This window comes from Streptomyces sp. NPDC057623, from assembly GCF_042800355.1.
In the GTDB taxonomy this organism is placed as follows: domain Bacteria; phylum Actinomycetota; class Actinomycetes; order Streptomycetales; family Streptomycetaceae; genus Streptomyces.
In genome coordinates this window covers 1-14,133 of record NZ_JBHVGZ010000061.1, presented here as the reverse complement: position 1 = coordinate 14,133, position 14,133 = coordinate 1, and the positions used below count along the sequence as shown (strand labels likewise).

The following is a 14,133-nucleotide window of genomic DNA, read 5'->3' as shown; positions in this document are numbered from 1 at the left end:
CCGGTTCGGCAGCGGAAGCCCGCGGAGCACCGTCAGGAAGTGCCCTCGTCATCGGCCGGCGTCGGCGTCGGCGTCTGGCGGCGGTCCATCGCGGTGAGGGCGCGGTGGGCCATGGGGTGGGTGCGGACCATCTCGGCCAGTGACGTCGAGCCGCGGGTGATGTCCATGAACGCCTTCCAGGCCGGCCGGAAGCCGGTCAGCGTGGCGTGGAAGAGACCCGGACGGCGTTCGAACGCGGTCAGCAGGCGCTTGCCGACGCTCATCTCGACGCCGAGTCCCGCCTTCACCGCGAAGGCGTAGTTCAGGGCCTGGCGCCGGGTGTCCACCGCGTCGTGCGCCTCGGCGATCCGCACCGCCCACTCCCCCGCGAGCCGCCCCGACCGCAGCGCGAACGAGATTCCCTCGCGCGTCCACGGCTCCAGCAGGCCCGCCGCGTCACCGCACACCAGCACCCGGCCGCGTGACAGCGGCGAGTCGTCGGCACGGCAGCGCGTCAAGTGGCCGGAGGAGACGCTCGGTTCGAATCCGGCGAGCCCGAGCCGGCCGATGAACTCCTCCAGGTACCGCTTGGTGGCGGCCCCTTCACCGCGCGCCGAGATCACGCCCACGGTCAGTGTCTCCCCCTTGGGGAACACCCAGCCGTAACTGCCGGGAATCGGACCCCAGTCGATGAGCACCCGTCCCCTCCAGTCCTCGGCGACCGTCTCCGGCACCGGGATCTCCGCCTCCAGGCCGAGATCCACCTGGTCGAGCTTGACCCCGACATGCGCTCCTATCCGGCTCGCGCTGCCGTCCGCGCCGACGACGGCCCGCGCGAGCAACGTCTCGCCGCCCTGGAGGACGACGGCGACGCTGCGCCGGTCCGGCACCGCCGAGCCGTGCTGCTCGACGCGCTGCACGGTGACGCCCGTGCGCAGCTCGGCGCCCGCCTTCTGCGCGTGCTCGACGAGCTGCTGGTCGAACTCGGGACGGTTGATCAGCCCGAACAGCATCTGCTTGGAGCGCCGGGTCCGGGTGAAGCGGCCGTTGTTCGAGAAGGTGACCGCGTGCACGCGGTCACGGAAGGGCAGTTCGAAGCCGGGCGGGAGCGAGTCCCGCGAAGGGCCGATGATGCCGCCGCCACATGTCTTGTAGCGCGGCAGCTCCGCTTTCTCCAGCACCAGCACGCGCCGTCCGGCGACGGCCGCCGCATACGCGGCCGAAGCACCCGCGGGCCCCGCGCCCACCACGACGACGTCCCACACCTGCCGCACGTCGTCCGCCGAAGAGTTCTCGCTGCTCACGATGGTCTACTGCTCCCGCTCAAGCCGCCGCCTGCTGCTGTCTCCCGCATCCTACGGCGGGCATCGTCGCAGGCCGCTGTGGGAGGATCACAGCACTCACAGGTACAACGTCGCACCCACAAGGAGCGTGCCCATGTCGTCGAATCCGGTCGCCGAGACCGTCGCCTCGCTGATGCCCCGGGCCAAGGCGGAGCTCACCGAACTGGTGGCATTCAAATCGGTGGCGGACTTCGACCAGTTCCCGAAGAGCGAGAGCGAGGGTGCCGCCCGCTGGGTCGCCGACGCGCTCGGCGCCGAGGGCTTCGAGGACGTGGCACTGCTCGACACCCCCGACGGCACACAGTCGGTGTACGGCTACCTGCGCGGCCCCGAGGGCGCGAGGACGGTCCTGCTGTACGCCCACTACGACGTGCAGCCCCCGCTCGACGAGGCCGCCTGGAGCACCCCGCCCTTCGAGCTGACCGAACGCGACGGCCGCTGGTACGGGCGCGGGGCCGCCGACTGCAAGGGCGGCCTGATCATGCACCTGCTGGCGCTGCGCGCCCTCAAGGCGAACGGCGGCGTGCCGGTGCACGTGAAGGTGATCGCCGAGGGCTCGGAGGAGATGGGCACGGGCGGTCTGGAGCGGTACGCCGAGCAGCACCCGGACCTGCTGGAGGCCGACACCATCGTGATCGGCGACGCGGGCAACTTCCGCGTCGGCCTGCCGACGGTCACCTCGACCCTGCGCGGCATGACCCTCGTCCGCGTGCAGATCGACACACTCGAAGGCAACCTGCATTCCGGCCAGTTCGGCGGGGCCGCGCCCGACGCGCTCGGCGCGCTGGTACGCGTACTGGACTCGCTGCGCGCGCAAGACGGCTCGACGACCGTGGACGGGCTGACCGGTGAGTCGTCGTGGGAGGGGCTCCAGTACGAGGAGGAGCAGTTCCGCCAGGACGCCAAGGTCCTCGACGGCGTGCAGCTGATCGGCTCCGGCACGGTCGCCGACCGCATCTGGGCGCGCCCCGCCGTCACGGTCCTCGGCATCGACTGCCCGCCGGTCGTCGGCGCCACCCCGTCCGTGCAGGCGAGCGCACGGGCGCTGATCAGCCTGCGGGTGCCGCCGGGCGTGGACGCGGCCCAGGCGACCAAGCTGCTCCAGGCCCACCTGGAGACGCACACCCCGTGGGGTGCCCGGGTGCGCACCGAGCAGACAGGCCAGGGCCAGGCGTTCCGCGCCGACACGAGCAGCCCGGCGTACCAGGCCATGGCCGACGCGATGTCGGTGGCGTATCCGGGCCGGGAGATGCAGTACGCCGGCCAGGGTGGCTCGATCCCGCTGTGCAACACCCTCGCCTCCCTCTACCCGCACGCGGAGATCCTCCTCATCGGCCTGAGCGAGCCGGAGGCCCAGATCCACGCCGTGAACGAGAGCGTGTCGCCCAAGGAGCTGGAGCGTCTGTCGGTCGCCGAGGCGCTGTTCCTGCGCAACTACGCGGCGAGCTGAGGCACTTGCGCTGAGGATGGGTCCATGACCCGCTCCGAGCGCCGCACCGCCCACGCCGACATCGCCACGTCCCTGGCGCTGCTGTCCGACCACGAGCTCGCGGAGCTCGTGGCGGAGGGGACGCCGATGGGCACCGGGATCGGCGGGCCCACGAAGGTGATCGAGGTGAACGGCGTCCGGGTCTTCGTGAAACTGGTCCGGCTCACCGACACCGAACTGCTCCCGGAGAACGTCCGGTCGACGGCCGACGTCTTCGCCGTGCCGCCCTTCTGCCACTACGGCATCGGCAGCGTCGGAGGCCCGGGCGTCGGCGCCTGGCGGGAGCTCGCGGTGCACACCATGACCACGAACTGGGTCCTGTCCGACCGGTTCGCGGGCTTTCCGCTGATGCACCACTGGCGGGTCCTGTCGCAGCCGCCGCAGCCCCTGCCCGACGACCTGGCCGACGTGGAGCGGGCCGTCGCCTTCTGGGGCGGCGGCCCGCGGGTACGCGAGCGCATCGAGGGCCTGCGCACGGCCACCTCGGCTCTGGCGCTGTTCCTGGAGTACGTTCCGCACACCCTGCACGACTGGCTCGGCGACCAGCTCGCGACGGGCGACGCGGAGGGCGCCTGTGCCCTGGTGGAACAGGGCCTCGAAGCCGTCACCGCCTTCCTGGGCGCGCAGGGGCTGCTGCACTTCGACGCGCACTTCCAGAACGTCCTCACGGACGGCCGGCGGCTCTACCTCGCCGACTACGGCCTCGCGCTCTCCGCACGCTTCCGGCTGTCCCGGCGGGAGCGCGACTTCTTCGCCCGGCACCGCCATTACGACCGCGCCTACACCAGCTGGTTCCGAGTGATCTGGCTCGTCACCGAGCTGTACGGGTACCGCGGACAGGAGCGGAGCGCCTTCATCCGGGCCTGCGCCGACGGTGCGCGGCCCGGCGGCGGGATCCCGCGGGCCGCCGCCGACATCATCGCCCGGCACGCCAGAGGAGCTGTCGTGATGGGCGAGTTCGTGCACCGGTGGGACCAGGAGAGCAGGCTGACGCCGTACCCGGACGCGGAGGTGTTCGGCATGGTTCAGAACATGGGAATCCCGGCCTCCAGATAGAGCGCGGCCCCGCGTTCGCGCGCCCGAAGCGCCCAGCGCAGCCGCTCGTAGCGCACCGGTGGGAGCAGGTCGGCCGCCTCCTCCTCGGTGACGAAGCGCCAGTCGCGCAGCTCGGGTCCGGGCAGCAGGAGGCGTTCGGCCTCGGTGGAGTCGAGGCGGCCGCCGTCGAAGAGCAGGCGCAGACCTCCGTACCCGGGGGGCAGGGGCCGCTCCCAGTCGACGACTAGGAGCCGTGACACGTCGTCCAGCCGTATCCCCGTCTCCTCGGCGACCTCGCGGATGCCCGCCTGCGCGGGGGCCTCGCCCGGTTCGACGACACCGCCGGGAAACTCCCAGCCCGCCTTGTAGGTGGGGTCGACGAGGAGCACCCGGTCCTGCTCGTCGAAGAGCAGTACGCCCGAGGCGACGGTCTCGGCGGTGGGCTCGGGCGTCTGCACGATGTCGCAGACGGGGACCGTGCCGCCGCCGACCGCCTCGGCGATGCGGACGGCGGTCTCGTACGGGTTCAGGCCACCGTTGTCGACGGGATACGCGTCGGCGGTGAGCCAGGAGGCGAGTGCGGCGCGATACGGCTCTATGTGGTCGTACGACCACTGCCGGATGCGTATCTCGCCGTCAGGTGGCTCGGGCGGAAGTTCCCGTCCGGCTATTCGCTCGCGCAGGATCGTTTCCGCCGGGGCGAGGAGCACATGCCGAACGGTGATACGGCGGGCGGCGAGGCCGCCGAAGATCTCGTCCCGGTACTCCTGGCGCAGCAACGTCATCGGAACCACGAGGGTCCCGCCGAGCTCCGCCATCCACTTCGTCGCGGGCAGGCCGACGGGGACGCCCCATGCGGAGCGAAGTGCCCGCATGAACGCGCGTTGCGGCAGCGGTTCGGGAGCGGCCAGGTTGACCGGGCCGGCGAGATCGGGCCGGTCGACCAGGAACTCGACCGCACGGACGAAGTCGCGGTCATGGATCCAGGACACGTACTGCGCGCCGCCCGCGACAGGGCCGCCGAGCCCCAGCCGTGCCAGCCGCAGCAGGATGTCGAGCACGCCGCCGCGATCGGGGCTCATGACCATGGCGGTACGCAGGGCGACCTTCCGGGTGTGCGGCGTGTCGGCCTCCTCCTGGGCCCGCTCCCAGGCCCTGGCGATCTCGACGCTGTAGGCCCAGTAGTCCGGCACATCGGGCTCGCTGCCGCCGATGACGCCCGTCGCCTCGTCGTGGGGCGCGTCGAAGCGGTGGGCGTAGACGGTGGCCGTGCCCATCTGGAGCCAGACCCGCGGCGGCCGGGCGGCGCGCGCGATCGCCTCGCCCACGACCCGGGTGGAGTGCACCCGCGAATCCATCATGGCCCGCAGATTGGGCACGGTGTAGCGGCAGCTGACGCTGCGCCCGGCCAGATTGATCACGATGTCGCTGCCGTCGACCGCCGCGGTCCAGGGGCCCGGCGTCTCCCCGTCCCAGTGGACCTCGCCGTCCCGCGTGGGCCGCCTGGTCAGGACGACGACCTCGTGGCCCGCGCCGCTCAGCGCACGGTTCAGAATCGCGCCCACCTGCCCGGTTCCCCCGGGAATCACTATCTTCATCGGCTCCCCCTCGCGTGTGGGAACGAGCCTGGCGCAGAGTGTTGAACGTGTTCAAAAAGCCTGCCGAGCTCTCCTCGGCGTCGACGGCGACTCCGATCACGCGGACTGGGCGGAGGCGCGGATGAGTCGTTGACATTTGTCACTGCCCTGCCTCGGCGACTCCCGCGAATCTGGAGGAAGTTGAAGCCGGAGCGAGGGAACGGGAGCAGGAGTGACGGCGACAGAGCGGGTGACGGGGACCGTGACCGCCGGGCCGAGCTGGTTCGGTGTCGTACGCGTCTGGGCCGGGTCGCTGGCGGCGGTGCTGGCGCGGCGCGGGCCGGTGCCCGGGCTGAGGCACTCGGCGGGGGTGCGGCAGTTGGTGCTGCCCCTGGTGGCGATGGAGATCGTGGTGGCCTTCCCGCTGTCCTCGATGCTGCCGCCCGCGGCCCGGCCGGTGCACGCGGCGTTCGAGGCACTGCTGGTCCTGGCCGGGCTCGGGCTGGTGGCGACGGTGCTCCGGCATCCGCACGAGGTGGACGCGGAGCGGGTGTCCCTGCGGACCGGTTTCCTCGGGGAGGTGACGCTGCCGCGCCCGGCGGTCCGCTCCGCGTCCTCGGTGGTCCGCACGGTTGCGGGCAGGGGCCCGCGGCCGGTGCCGGGCGAGCCGGGGGCGGTCGCCTGCTCGGTGGGCAGTTCGCTGAACGCGGCCCTGCACCTGGACCCCCCGGTCCGCCTCGACCTGGGCGCAGCCGGGCTGGTGGACGCGGCAACGCTGTACGCGTCGGCGGACTCCCTGCCGGCCCTCTCGGCGGCCCTGCGAGCGACGTCGCCCAGCAGGAGTTGCACGGACGGAACCCAGCCGCCGCGTCCCTGCGTCTGAACGTTCCTGCCCGTGCCGGGCCCTCACACCCCCGCCGCGGTCGCCCCCGTCCTCCCCGCGAGCGCGGCCGCCGCGGCCCCCACCAGCCCGGCGTCCGTGCCCATCTGGGCCGGCGCGATGGTCAGCTGCTGGGCGAAGGAGAGGGTGGCGTAGTCGTGCAGGGCCTTGCGCAGCGGCGTGAACAGGATGTCGCCCGCCTTGCCCACTCCCCCGCCGATCACGGCGATGTCGATCTCGACGAGGGTCGCGGTGGCCGCGATCCCGGCGGCCAGGGCCTGCGCGGCCCGCTCGAAGGAGGCGACGGCCACCGGGTCGCCGTCGCGCGCGGCGGCCGCGACCGCGGCGGCGGACGTGTCCCCGTCCGGCCCTGGACGCCAGCCGTTCTCGATGGCCCGCCGGGCGATGTGGGGACCGCTGGCGATGCGCTCCACACAGCCGCGCGAACCGCACGGGCACAGGTCGCCGTCCAGATCGACGCTGATGTGACCGATGTGGCCCGCGTTGCCGGTGGGGCCGGGGTGCAGCCGGCCGTTCAGTACGAGTCCGCCGCCGACACCCGTGGACACGACCATGCAGAGCGCGTTGTCGTGGCCCCGCGCGGCCCCTTGCCAGTGCTCGGCCGCCGTGATGGCCACACCGTCGCCGATCAGCTCGACGGGCAGGCCCCCGGCCGCCTCCTGGACCCGCCGGACCAGGGGATAGTCGCGCCAGCCGGGCACGTTCACCGGACTCACGGTGCCCGCGGAGGCGTCCACGGGCCCCGCGCTGCCGATGCCGAGTGCCGTGGCGCGGTTCCACAGGGGCGAGGCGGTGAGTTCGCCGACGACCTCCTCGACGGCTCGCATCACCGTTTCGCCGTCCTCTCGCGCGGGCGTCGCGCGCTGGGCCCGGGCCACGATCGTGCCGTGGCCGTCCACCAGGGCTCCGGCGATCTTGGTGCCGCCGATGTCGAGCGCAGCCACGAGGTCGGTGTGCATGAGTGTCAGTTCTCCCCGTCAACCATTCGGATCTCCCCGTCAACCACGGGAATCGGGTGACCGGTCTCGCGGTGGGGGCGCAGGCCGGAGATTGCGGTGGACAGTGTCCCCTGGATCTGACAACGTTGTCCAGGCCCTATGCTCGACGCCACATCCTCATACAAGCCCATGGCCCTACGCATCCCCATGGACCGACGCATCCCGTGGACGACAGGACAGGACACCGCATCGTGCCCGAGACCATCCGCCGCTCCGACCGCGCTCCGGAGAACCGCTACGGCAATCGTCCGACCATGAAGGACGTCGCGGCGCGGGCCGGAGTCGGTCTGAAGACCGTCTCGCGCGTGGTGAACGGTGAGCCCGGTGTCACCCCGGAGACGGAGCGCCGCGTCCAGGAGGCCATCGACGCCCTGGGCTTCCGCCGCAACGACAGCGCGCGGGTGCTGCGCAAAGGTCGTACGGCGAGCATCGGCCTGGTCCTGGAGGATCTCGCGGACCCCTTCTACGGTCCGCTCAGCCGCGCGGTCGAGGAGGTCGCCCGGGCCCACGGGGCCCTGCTGATCAACGGCTCCAGCGCCGAGGACCCGGACCGCGAGCAGGAGCTGGCGCTGGCGCTGTGCGCACGGCGGGTGGACGGGCTGGTGATCATTCCGGCCGGTGACGACCACCGGTACCTGGAGCCGGAGCTCAAGGCGGGCGTCGCCACGGTGTTCGTCGACCGGCCGGCCGGGCAGATCGACGCCGACTGCGTCCTGTCCGACAACCACGGCGGCGCCCGTGACGGCGTCGCCCATCTCATCGCCCACGGCCACCGCAGGATCGGCTTCATCGGCGACATGCCCCGCATCCACACGGCCGCGGAGCGGCTGCGCGGCTACCGGGCCGCCATGGAGGACGCGGGCATACCGGTGGAGGACTCCTGGATGTCCCTGGGCGTCACCGGTCCGGAGCGGGTGCGCCGGGCGGCGGAGGAGATGCTCTCCGGCCCCTCCCCTGTCACCGCGATCTTCGCGGGCAACAACCGGGTGACGGTCACCGTGATCCGGGTGCTCGCCGAGCAGACCCGTCGGGTCGCCCTCGTCGGCTTCGACGACATCGAACTGGCCGACCTGCTCCAGCCGGGCGTCACCGTCGTCGCCCAGGACGCCGCGACCCTCGGCCGTACCGCCGCCGAGCGTCTGTTCCGCCAGCTCGACGGGACCCTGGTCACCCCCGAACGTATCGAGCTGCCCACGCGCCTGGTCACACGCGGTTCGGGCGAACTGCCGCCGGCGGACTGAGCGGCCCATGGACGACCGCGCGAGCATGCCGTCGTGGCCTTCGCACGGCCGCACGTTGGAGGCGCTCGGCCTGGCCGACGCACCACGCGATCAGCCGCTGCTCTACCCGGGCGCCTGGCCGTCGGACTCCGGGCTCCTCGACGGTGACCGGCTGCTGCCCCTGGAGCGTCTGGTGCACGACGACCGCGTGCCCGTCCTCGCGGTCGGCTCCAACGCCTGCCCCGGCCAGCTGCGGCGCAAGATGGACGCGTTCGGCATCACCTCCCCCATCCCCATGGTGAAGGTCCGGATCACCGGCATCGAGGTGGGCGTCTCGGCGCATGTGAGCCGCCTGGGGTACGTGTCCGCGTCCCCCTTCGACGCACCCGGCCACGTACGGGAGTTGTTCGTCACCTGGCTCGACGCCGAGCAGCTGGAGGTGATCGACGCGAGCGAGGGCGTACCCGTGCCGCACGGCAACTACGACCGTGTCTGGCTGCCGGCGCCCGACCTGCGGTTCGAGCTGGCGGACGGCGGCACGCTCCCGGGCGCCTTCGTGTACGTCAACCGCCATGGCGTCCTGCACGGCGGCACCGGCGCGCCGCGCACCCACCCCGGTCAGCGGGCGCTGATCACCGAGCTCCTGGTGGGCTCGGCCCGGTTGCGGAAGCTGTTCGGTGCCACGCCCGAGGAGTTCTGCGCGCGGGCGCGAGCCGACGCGCGCCTGTGCGAGCGGGGCACCCGGCTGTTCGCGCAGGAGCGGATGGTGACGGCCTCCGGGCTGGAGAGGTACGTCGGGGTTCAGCGGACCTGAGTTCAGCGGACCGGGTTCAGCAGACCGGGAGTCCGGGTACCGGCTCGTCGTTGTTGCCGCCCTCGATGTAGACGTCGCTGATGTAGACGTTCGTGTTGCCGCTGTCGTCGTCTGTCTTGGCCCACCAGACGTTGGTCCACTGACCGGAGGTCTCGCGGCGGCCCAGGTTCTGCTGGCAGTAGAAGTAGTTGGTGCCGGCTTTGAGGAAACCCACCTCGGTGCCGGAGGCCGTGTACGACTTGGCCTGCGTCCAGACCTGGCAGTTGTACTTGCCGCCACCGATCGAGTGGCAGGCGTCGGGCTGCGGGGTGCTGCCCCCGCCCGTGGTCCCTCCGCCGCCCGTCGTTCCTCCACCGCCGGTGGTACCGCCGTCGCCGGATCCGCCGCCGGTGGTGCCCCCGTCGCTGCCGCCCCCGCCCGAGGTCTTCGTCGGGGACGAGGTGGTGGGCCGGTCGGTGGGCTCGGTCCCCGCCGTGCCGCTGGGGGACCTTGTCGCGTCGGGGGACTTCTTGTCGTCGCCCTTGTCGGTGAGGCCCGCGTCGCCCGAGGGGCGGGCGTCGGGGCTGCCGGTCGCCGGGGCGGAGGCGCCCGTGGAGGTGGTGGCCGAGGTGTCCTGTGCCTCGGTCCTGGCATCACCCTTGTTGTTCACCAGGGCGACCGTGACGCCGGCCGCCGCGAGGACGACGGTGACGGCCACGGCGGCGAGCAGGGCGCGGCCCTTGCGCCGGGCAGGGGAGCCGGAGGACGTGACCATCGGGCCGGTTGCATGCGGGTCGTGCGGCTGCGGGGCCGGGCCGCCGAAGCCGTACGGGGGTTGGCCGTACGGTCCTGGCGGGGCGCCGTACGACGAGGCGGTCGGCTGCCCCGGGGCGCCGTGTCCGGGTCCCTGTCCCTGTCCCTGTCCTGCGTGTCCCGCCGGGCCGGGATGGCCGACGGCGCCGAAGTCCTGTGCCGGCGGCGTGCCCTGGCCGTCAGTCGCGGGACCCTGAGCCGACGGCGCGCCCTGCGCCGCGATCCCGAAGCGCGGTGCCCCGGGCAGGTCGGAGGCGGGTACGCCCTGCTGCGGCGTGTCGCCGCCCTGAGCACCCGGCGCGCTCGGCTGCCCGACGCCGTACGCCTGCCCGGCGGCTCCCGCCGGCGCCGAGGGGACGCTGCGCTCCGTCTCGTCGGGGACGGGCCCGGCTGCCGGCGAGCCGCGTAGGGCCGCCGTGGGCGCGTCCGCGCCGCCCGAGTCGGCCACCGCCCGGAGGAGTTCCCGCGCCTCGTCGGCCTCGGGGCGGGACTCGGACCGCTTGTCCATCAGCCGCTGCAGGACGGGGCCGAGGGGGCCGGCGTTACGGGGCTCCGGCAGGGGCTCGCTGACGATGGCGGTGAGCGTGGAGAAGGTCGACGTACGGCGGAAGGGCGCGGAGCCCTCCACCGCGGCGTACAGCGTGGCGCCCAGGGCCCAGACGTCCGAGGACGGGCCCGGATCGGCGCCCTGGGCGCGCTCGGGGGCCATGTAGTCCAGGGAGCCGACGAGATGGCCGGTGCGGGTCAGGTGGGTGGCCGAGCCGTCGGCCGGGTCGTCCATGGTGGCGATGCCGAAGTCGGTCAGGACGACGCGGCCGGTGCGTTCGAGCAGGATGTTGCCGGGCTTGACGTCACGGTGCAGGACACCGGCCCGGTGGGCGGCGGCCAGCGCCTCCATGACCTTGGCGCCGAGGCCGGCCGCCTCGCGCGGATCGAGGGTGCCGCGCTCGCGCAGCACCGCCTCCAGGGAAGGGCCGTCGACCAGTTCCATGACGATCAGCGGGCGTCCGTCGACCTCGGCGACGTCGTGCACGGCGACGACGCCGGGATGCTTGACGCGGGCCGCCGCGCGGGCCTCGCGCTGCATCCGCAGCCGCAAATCGGCGAGTTCGGGACCGTCCGCGTCCGAGTAGGTGCGCAGTTCCTTGACGGCGACCTCGCGGCCCAGCACCTCGTCGACGGCCCGCCAGACCACGCCCATGCCGCCGCGGCCGAGCTGCCCCAGCACGCGATAACGCCCGGCCAGCAGCCGACCGGTCTCGTCCGCCTGTCCGTTGTCCCCCGATGACACCGCTGCCCCGTTCCTGTGACACCACTGACGCGTCGACGCGTGGCGTACAGACTAAGGGGCAGCGGTGACAACACCAGCCGGTGGTTGCGAATGTGACAGGTCCAGCTACTTCGCGGAAGCCGTCAAATCGCCCCTCCGGGGCGCCGCGAAGCCCTCCAGGTCGGCTCGGGTCAGGCCGGTCAGCCGAGCGACCTCGGCGATGTCGAGGGCCCCGCAGTCAAGGCCCCGCAGCAGGTAGCCGCCGAGCGCCTTGGCGGTGGCGGGCTCGTCCATGACGTCGCCGCCGGCCCGGTTGACGTACCGGGCGAGCCGGGCCGCGGCCTGCTCAAAACCTTCACGGTAGAAGGCGAAGACGGCCGCGTACCGGGTGGGGATGTGGCCGGGGTGCATGTCCCAGCCCTGGTAGTAGGCGCGGGCGAGGGCGCGGCGGGTGAGGCCGTAGTGCAGTCGCCAGGCGTCGTGGACCTTCTCGGTCGGACCGACCGGCAGGACGTTCGTCGAGCCGTCGGAGACGCGGACGCCGGTGCCCGCCGCCGCGACCTGCATGATCGCCTTGGCGTGGTCGGCGGCCGGGTGGTCGCTGGCCTGGTAGGCGGCCGAGACGCCGAGGCAGGCACTGTAGTCGAAGGTGCCGTAGTGCAGGCCCGTGGCGCGGCCCTCGGCGGCCTGGATCATCCGGGCGACGGTGGCGGTGCCGTCGGTGGCGAGGATGGACTGGCTGGTCTCGATCTGGATCTCGAAGCCGATCCGGCCGGGCTCGAGACCGCGCGCCTTCTCGAACTCCTCCAGGAGCCGCACCATGGCGGTGACCTGCTCGGGGTACGTCACCTTCGGCAGCGTGAGCACCAGCCCCTCGGGCAGGCCGCCGGCCTCCGTCAGGCCGGTGAGGAAGACGTCGAGGGTGCGGATGCCGCGGTCACGTACGGGTGCCTCCATGCACTTCATGCGGATGCCCATGTACGGGGCCGCCGTGCCGTTCTGGTACGCCTCGGCGATCAGGCGTGCCGCGCGGGCTGCCGACTCGTCCTCCTCGGCGTCGGGGCGGGGGCCGTAGCCGTCCTCGAAGTCGACGCGCAGGTCCTCGATCGGCTCGCGCTCCAGCTTGGCGCGCACGCGCGCGTACACGGGCTCGGCGAGTTCGGCGGACAGGCCGAGGACGGCGGCGAAGGAGGCGGCGTCCGGGGCGTGTTCGTCGAGGGAGGCGAGCGCCTGGTCGCCCCAGGAGCGGATGGTGTCGGCGGCGAAGACGTCGCCGGGGACGTAGACGGTGTGGACGGGCTGGCGGCTGCCGGGGTCCCCGGGGTAGCGGCGCTCCAGCTCGGCGTCGACCGGCGCGAGGGAGGCGCTGATCTCCTCACTGACGGCTCCCGCGAGGCTCGTCGCCACCTTCTCCTGCTGGCCCTGACCCATCCCACACCCTCCTGTTTTCCGCTATACGGAATCAACAATCCGTAGAATGAAGTTATCTGGGACCTTCCCACTGGTCAACACCATGTCCACGTGGAGTCACTCCACCATCTCGACATGTTCACGCCCACCTCGGGCCGCGGTATCACACTTCCATACGCACGCCCCGCTCGACTCGTCCGGCCGTTCCCACCGAAGGAGCCCGAAGTGCCGAACCACAGCCGAGTCACGCGCCGTCTGGGCCTGAAGGCCGCGTTGGCAGCCGCGGTCACCGCACCCCTCTCCAGTACAGCACTGCCCGCCTCCTCCGCCTCGGCGGGCGAACGCCCCGCCCGCGACCCCCTCCAGGTCATGTCCTTCAACCTGCGCTTCGCGAGCACCACCGAGCCCCACAGCTGGGCCGTCCGCAGACCGGTCATGCGCCAACTGCTGCACCGCGAGGCACCGCATGTCATCGGCACCCAGGAGGGCGTCTTCGCACAGTTGCTGGACATCGACTCCGACCTCGGCCCGCACTACGACTGGCTGGGCACCGGCCGGCTGCACGGCAGCCGCGACGAGGCGATGGCGATCTTCTACAACACCCGCCGTCTCCGTCCGACCGAGTACGACCACTTCTGGCTCTCCGACACCCCGAACGTGATCGGCTCCAACACGTGGGGCGCGGCCTTCGCCCGTATGGTCACGTGGATCCGCTTCCGTGATCTGGCGGACGACGGACGGGAGTTCTACGTCCTCAACACCCACTTCGACCATGTGAGCCAGTACGCGCGCGAGCGCAGCGCGACGCTCATCGCCGCGCGGATCGCCGGTTTCGACCGCTCCCTGCCCGTCGTCGTGACCGGGGACTTCAACGTCGCAGCCCACCGGAACACGGTGTACGACAGCCTGCTCGGCGCCGGTCTCGTCGACACCTGGGACACCGCACGCGAGCGCAGCGCGCTGTACGCGACCTTCCACGGCTACAAGCCCCTGACCCCGGGCGGCGACCGCATCGACTGGGTCCTGAGCACGCCCGGCGTCACGACGCACCGGGCGGCGATCAACACCTTCTCCGACGACGGCCAGTTCCCGAGCGACCATCTGCCCGTGCAGGCGTTCCTGAGCCTGGGATGACAGCACGAGGCCCCCGTGACCGCCGGACGGTCACGGGGGCCTCGATGTGCCCGGTCGGGATCAGCCCTTGCGGGTCTTGATCTCCTCGGTCAGGGTCGGGACGACGTCGAAGAGGTCGCCGACGACGCCGTAGTCGACCAGGTCGAAGATCGGGGCCTCGGCGTCCTTGTT

Annotated in this window: 9 protein-coding genes and 4 pseudogenes; 6 read left to right on the top strand and 7 right to left on the bottom strand. The window is 72.4% G+C overall.

From position 1 onward, the window contains the following. Positions 1 to 32: 32 nt before the first annotated feature. Positions 33 to 1,283, bottom strand: a complete 1,251-nt coding sequence (locus ACFU95_RS39175; RefSeq protein WP_383838585.1) for a geranylgeranyl reductase family protein — start codon at positions 1,281 to 1,283, stop codon at positions 33 to 35. A 133-nt stretch (positions 1,284 to 1,416) separates the two neighbouring features. Here ACFU95_RS39175 and ACFU95_RS39170 point away from each other — a divergent pair, with 133 nt between their 5' ends. Together ACFU95_RS39170 and ACFU95_RS39165 are read left to right on the top strand one after the other, a co-directional pair. Beyond that, positions 1,417 to 2,772 (top strand): dipeptidase, encoded by a 1,356-nt coding sequence (locus tag ACFU95_RS39170; RefSeq protein WP_383838582.1) that lies wholly within the window; start codon positions 1,417 to 1,419, stop codon positions 2,770 to 2,772. A gap of 24 nt (positions 2,773 to 2,796) precedes the next feature. Next, positions 2,797 to 3,867 carry a protein kinase family protein gene (locus tag ACFU95_RS39165; RefSeq protein ID WP_383838579.1) on the top strand — a complete coding sequence of 357 codons (1,071 nt, stop codon included), beginning with the start codon at positions 2,797 to 2,799 and terminating at the stop codon, positions 3,865 to 3,867. Here ACFU95_RS39165 and ACFU95_RS39160 read toward each other — a convergent pair. Then, a pseudogene (locus ACFU95_RS39160) lies at positions 3,837 to 4,676 on the bottom strand (NUDIX domain-containing protein); the annotation flags it as partial. The gene ACFU95_RS39165 and the pseudogene ACFU95_RS39160 sit on opposite strands and share 31 nt — an antisense overlap. A 156-nt stretch (positions 4,677 to 4,832) precedes the next feature. Beyond that, positions 4,833 to 5,444, bottom strand: a pseudogene (locus tag ACFU95_RS39155) (NAD-dependent epimerase/dehydratase family protein); the annotation flags it as partial. A 211-nt stretch (positions 5,445 to 5,655) separates the two neighbouring features. Between ACFU95_RS39155 and ACFU95_RS39150 the strand changes: the two are divergent. Further along, positions 5,656 to 6,306, top strand: a complete 651-nt coding sequence (locus tag ACFU95_RS39150) for a hypothetical protein (RefSeq protein ID WP_383838576.1) — start codon at positions 5,656 to 5,658, stop codon at positions 6,304 to 6,306. Between the two features lie 23 nt (positions 6,307 to 6,329). Here the strand turns inward: ACFU95_RS39150 and ACFU95_RS39145 are convergent, their stop codons facing one another. Beyond that, positions 6,330 to 7,283: an ROK family protein gene (locus tag ACFU95_RS39145; protein ID WP_383838573.1), complete on the bottom strand. Its 954-nt coding sequence runs from the start codon at positions 7,281 to 7,283 to the stop codon at positions 6,330 to 6,332. Between the two features lie 203 nt (positions 7,284 to 7,486). Between ACFU95_RS39145 and ACFU95_RS39140 the strand changes: the two genes are divergently transcribed. Both ACFU95_RS39140 and ACFU95_RS39135 read left to right on the top strand, forming a co-directional pair. Continuing rightward, the gene (locus tag ACFU95_RS39140; RefSeq protein WP_383838570.1) at positions 7,487 to 8,563 is read left to right on the top strand and encodes a LacI family DNA-binding transcriptional regulator; all 1,077 of its coding nucleotides are present in this window, start codon (positions 7,487 to 7,489) and stop codon (positions 8,561 to 8,563) included. A 25-nt stretch (positions 8,564 to 8,588) separates the two neighbouring features. Beyond that, positions 8,589 to 9,427: pseudogene (locus tag ACFU95_RS39135) on the top strand (hypothetical protein). On the opposite strand, the gene ACFU95_RS39130 reads toward ACFU95_RS39135, so the two are convergent. After that, positions 9,373 to 11,439: a protein kinase gene (locus tag ACFU95_RS39130; protein WP_383838567.1), complete on the bottom strand. Its 2,067-nt coding sequence runs from the start codon at positions 11,437 to 11,439 to the stop codon at positions 9,373 to 9,375. The pseudogene ACFU95_RS39135 and the gene ACFU95_RS39130 sit on opposite strands and share 55 nt — an antisense overlap. Before the next feature lie 105 nt (positions 11,440 to 11,544). After that, complete coding sequence (locus ACFU95_RS39125) at positions 11,545 to 12,849, bottom strand: DUF6986 family protein (RefSeq protein WP_383838564.1); 1,305 nt, start codon at positions 12,847 to 12,849, stop codon at positions 11,545 to 11,547. 204 nt (positions 12,850 to 13,053) lie between these two features. Between ACFU95_RS39125 and ACFU95_RS39120 the strand changes: the two genes are divergently transcribed. Next, positions 13,054 to 13,962: an endonuclease/exonuclease/phosphatase family protein gene (locus ACFU95_RS39120; RefSeq protein WP_383838561.1), complete on the top strand. Its 909-nt coding sequence runs from the start codon at positions 13,054 to 13,056 to the stop codon at positions 13,960 to 13,962. 60 nt (positions 13,963 to 14,022) lie between these two features. On the opposite strand, the pseudogene ACFU95_RS39115 reads toward ACFU95_RS39120, so the two are convergent. After that, positions 14,023 to 14,133 (bottom strand): annotated as a pseudogene (locus tag ACFU95_RS39115) (electron transfer flavoprotein subunit alpha/FixB family protein); the annotation flags it as partial.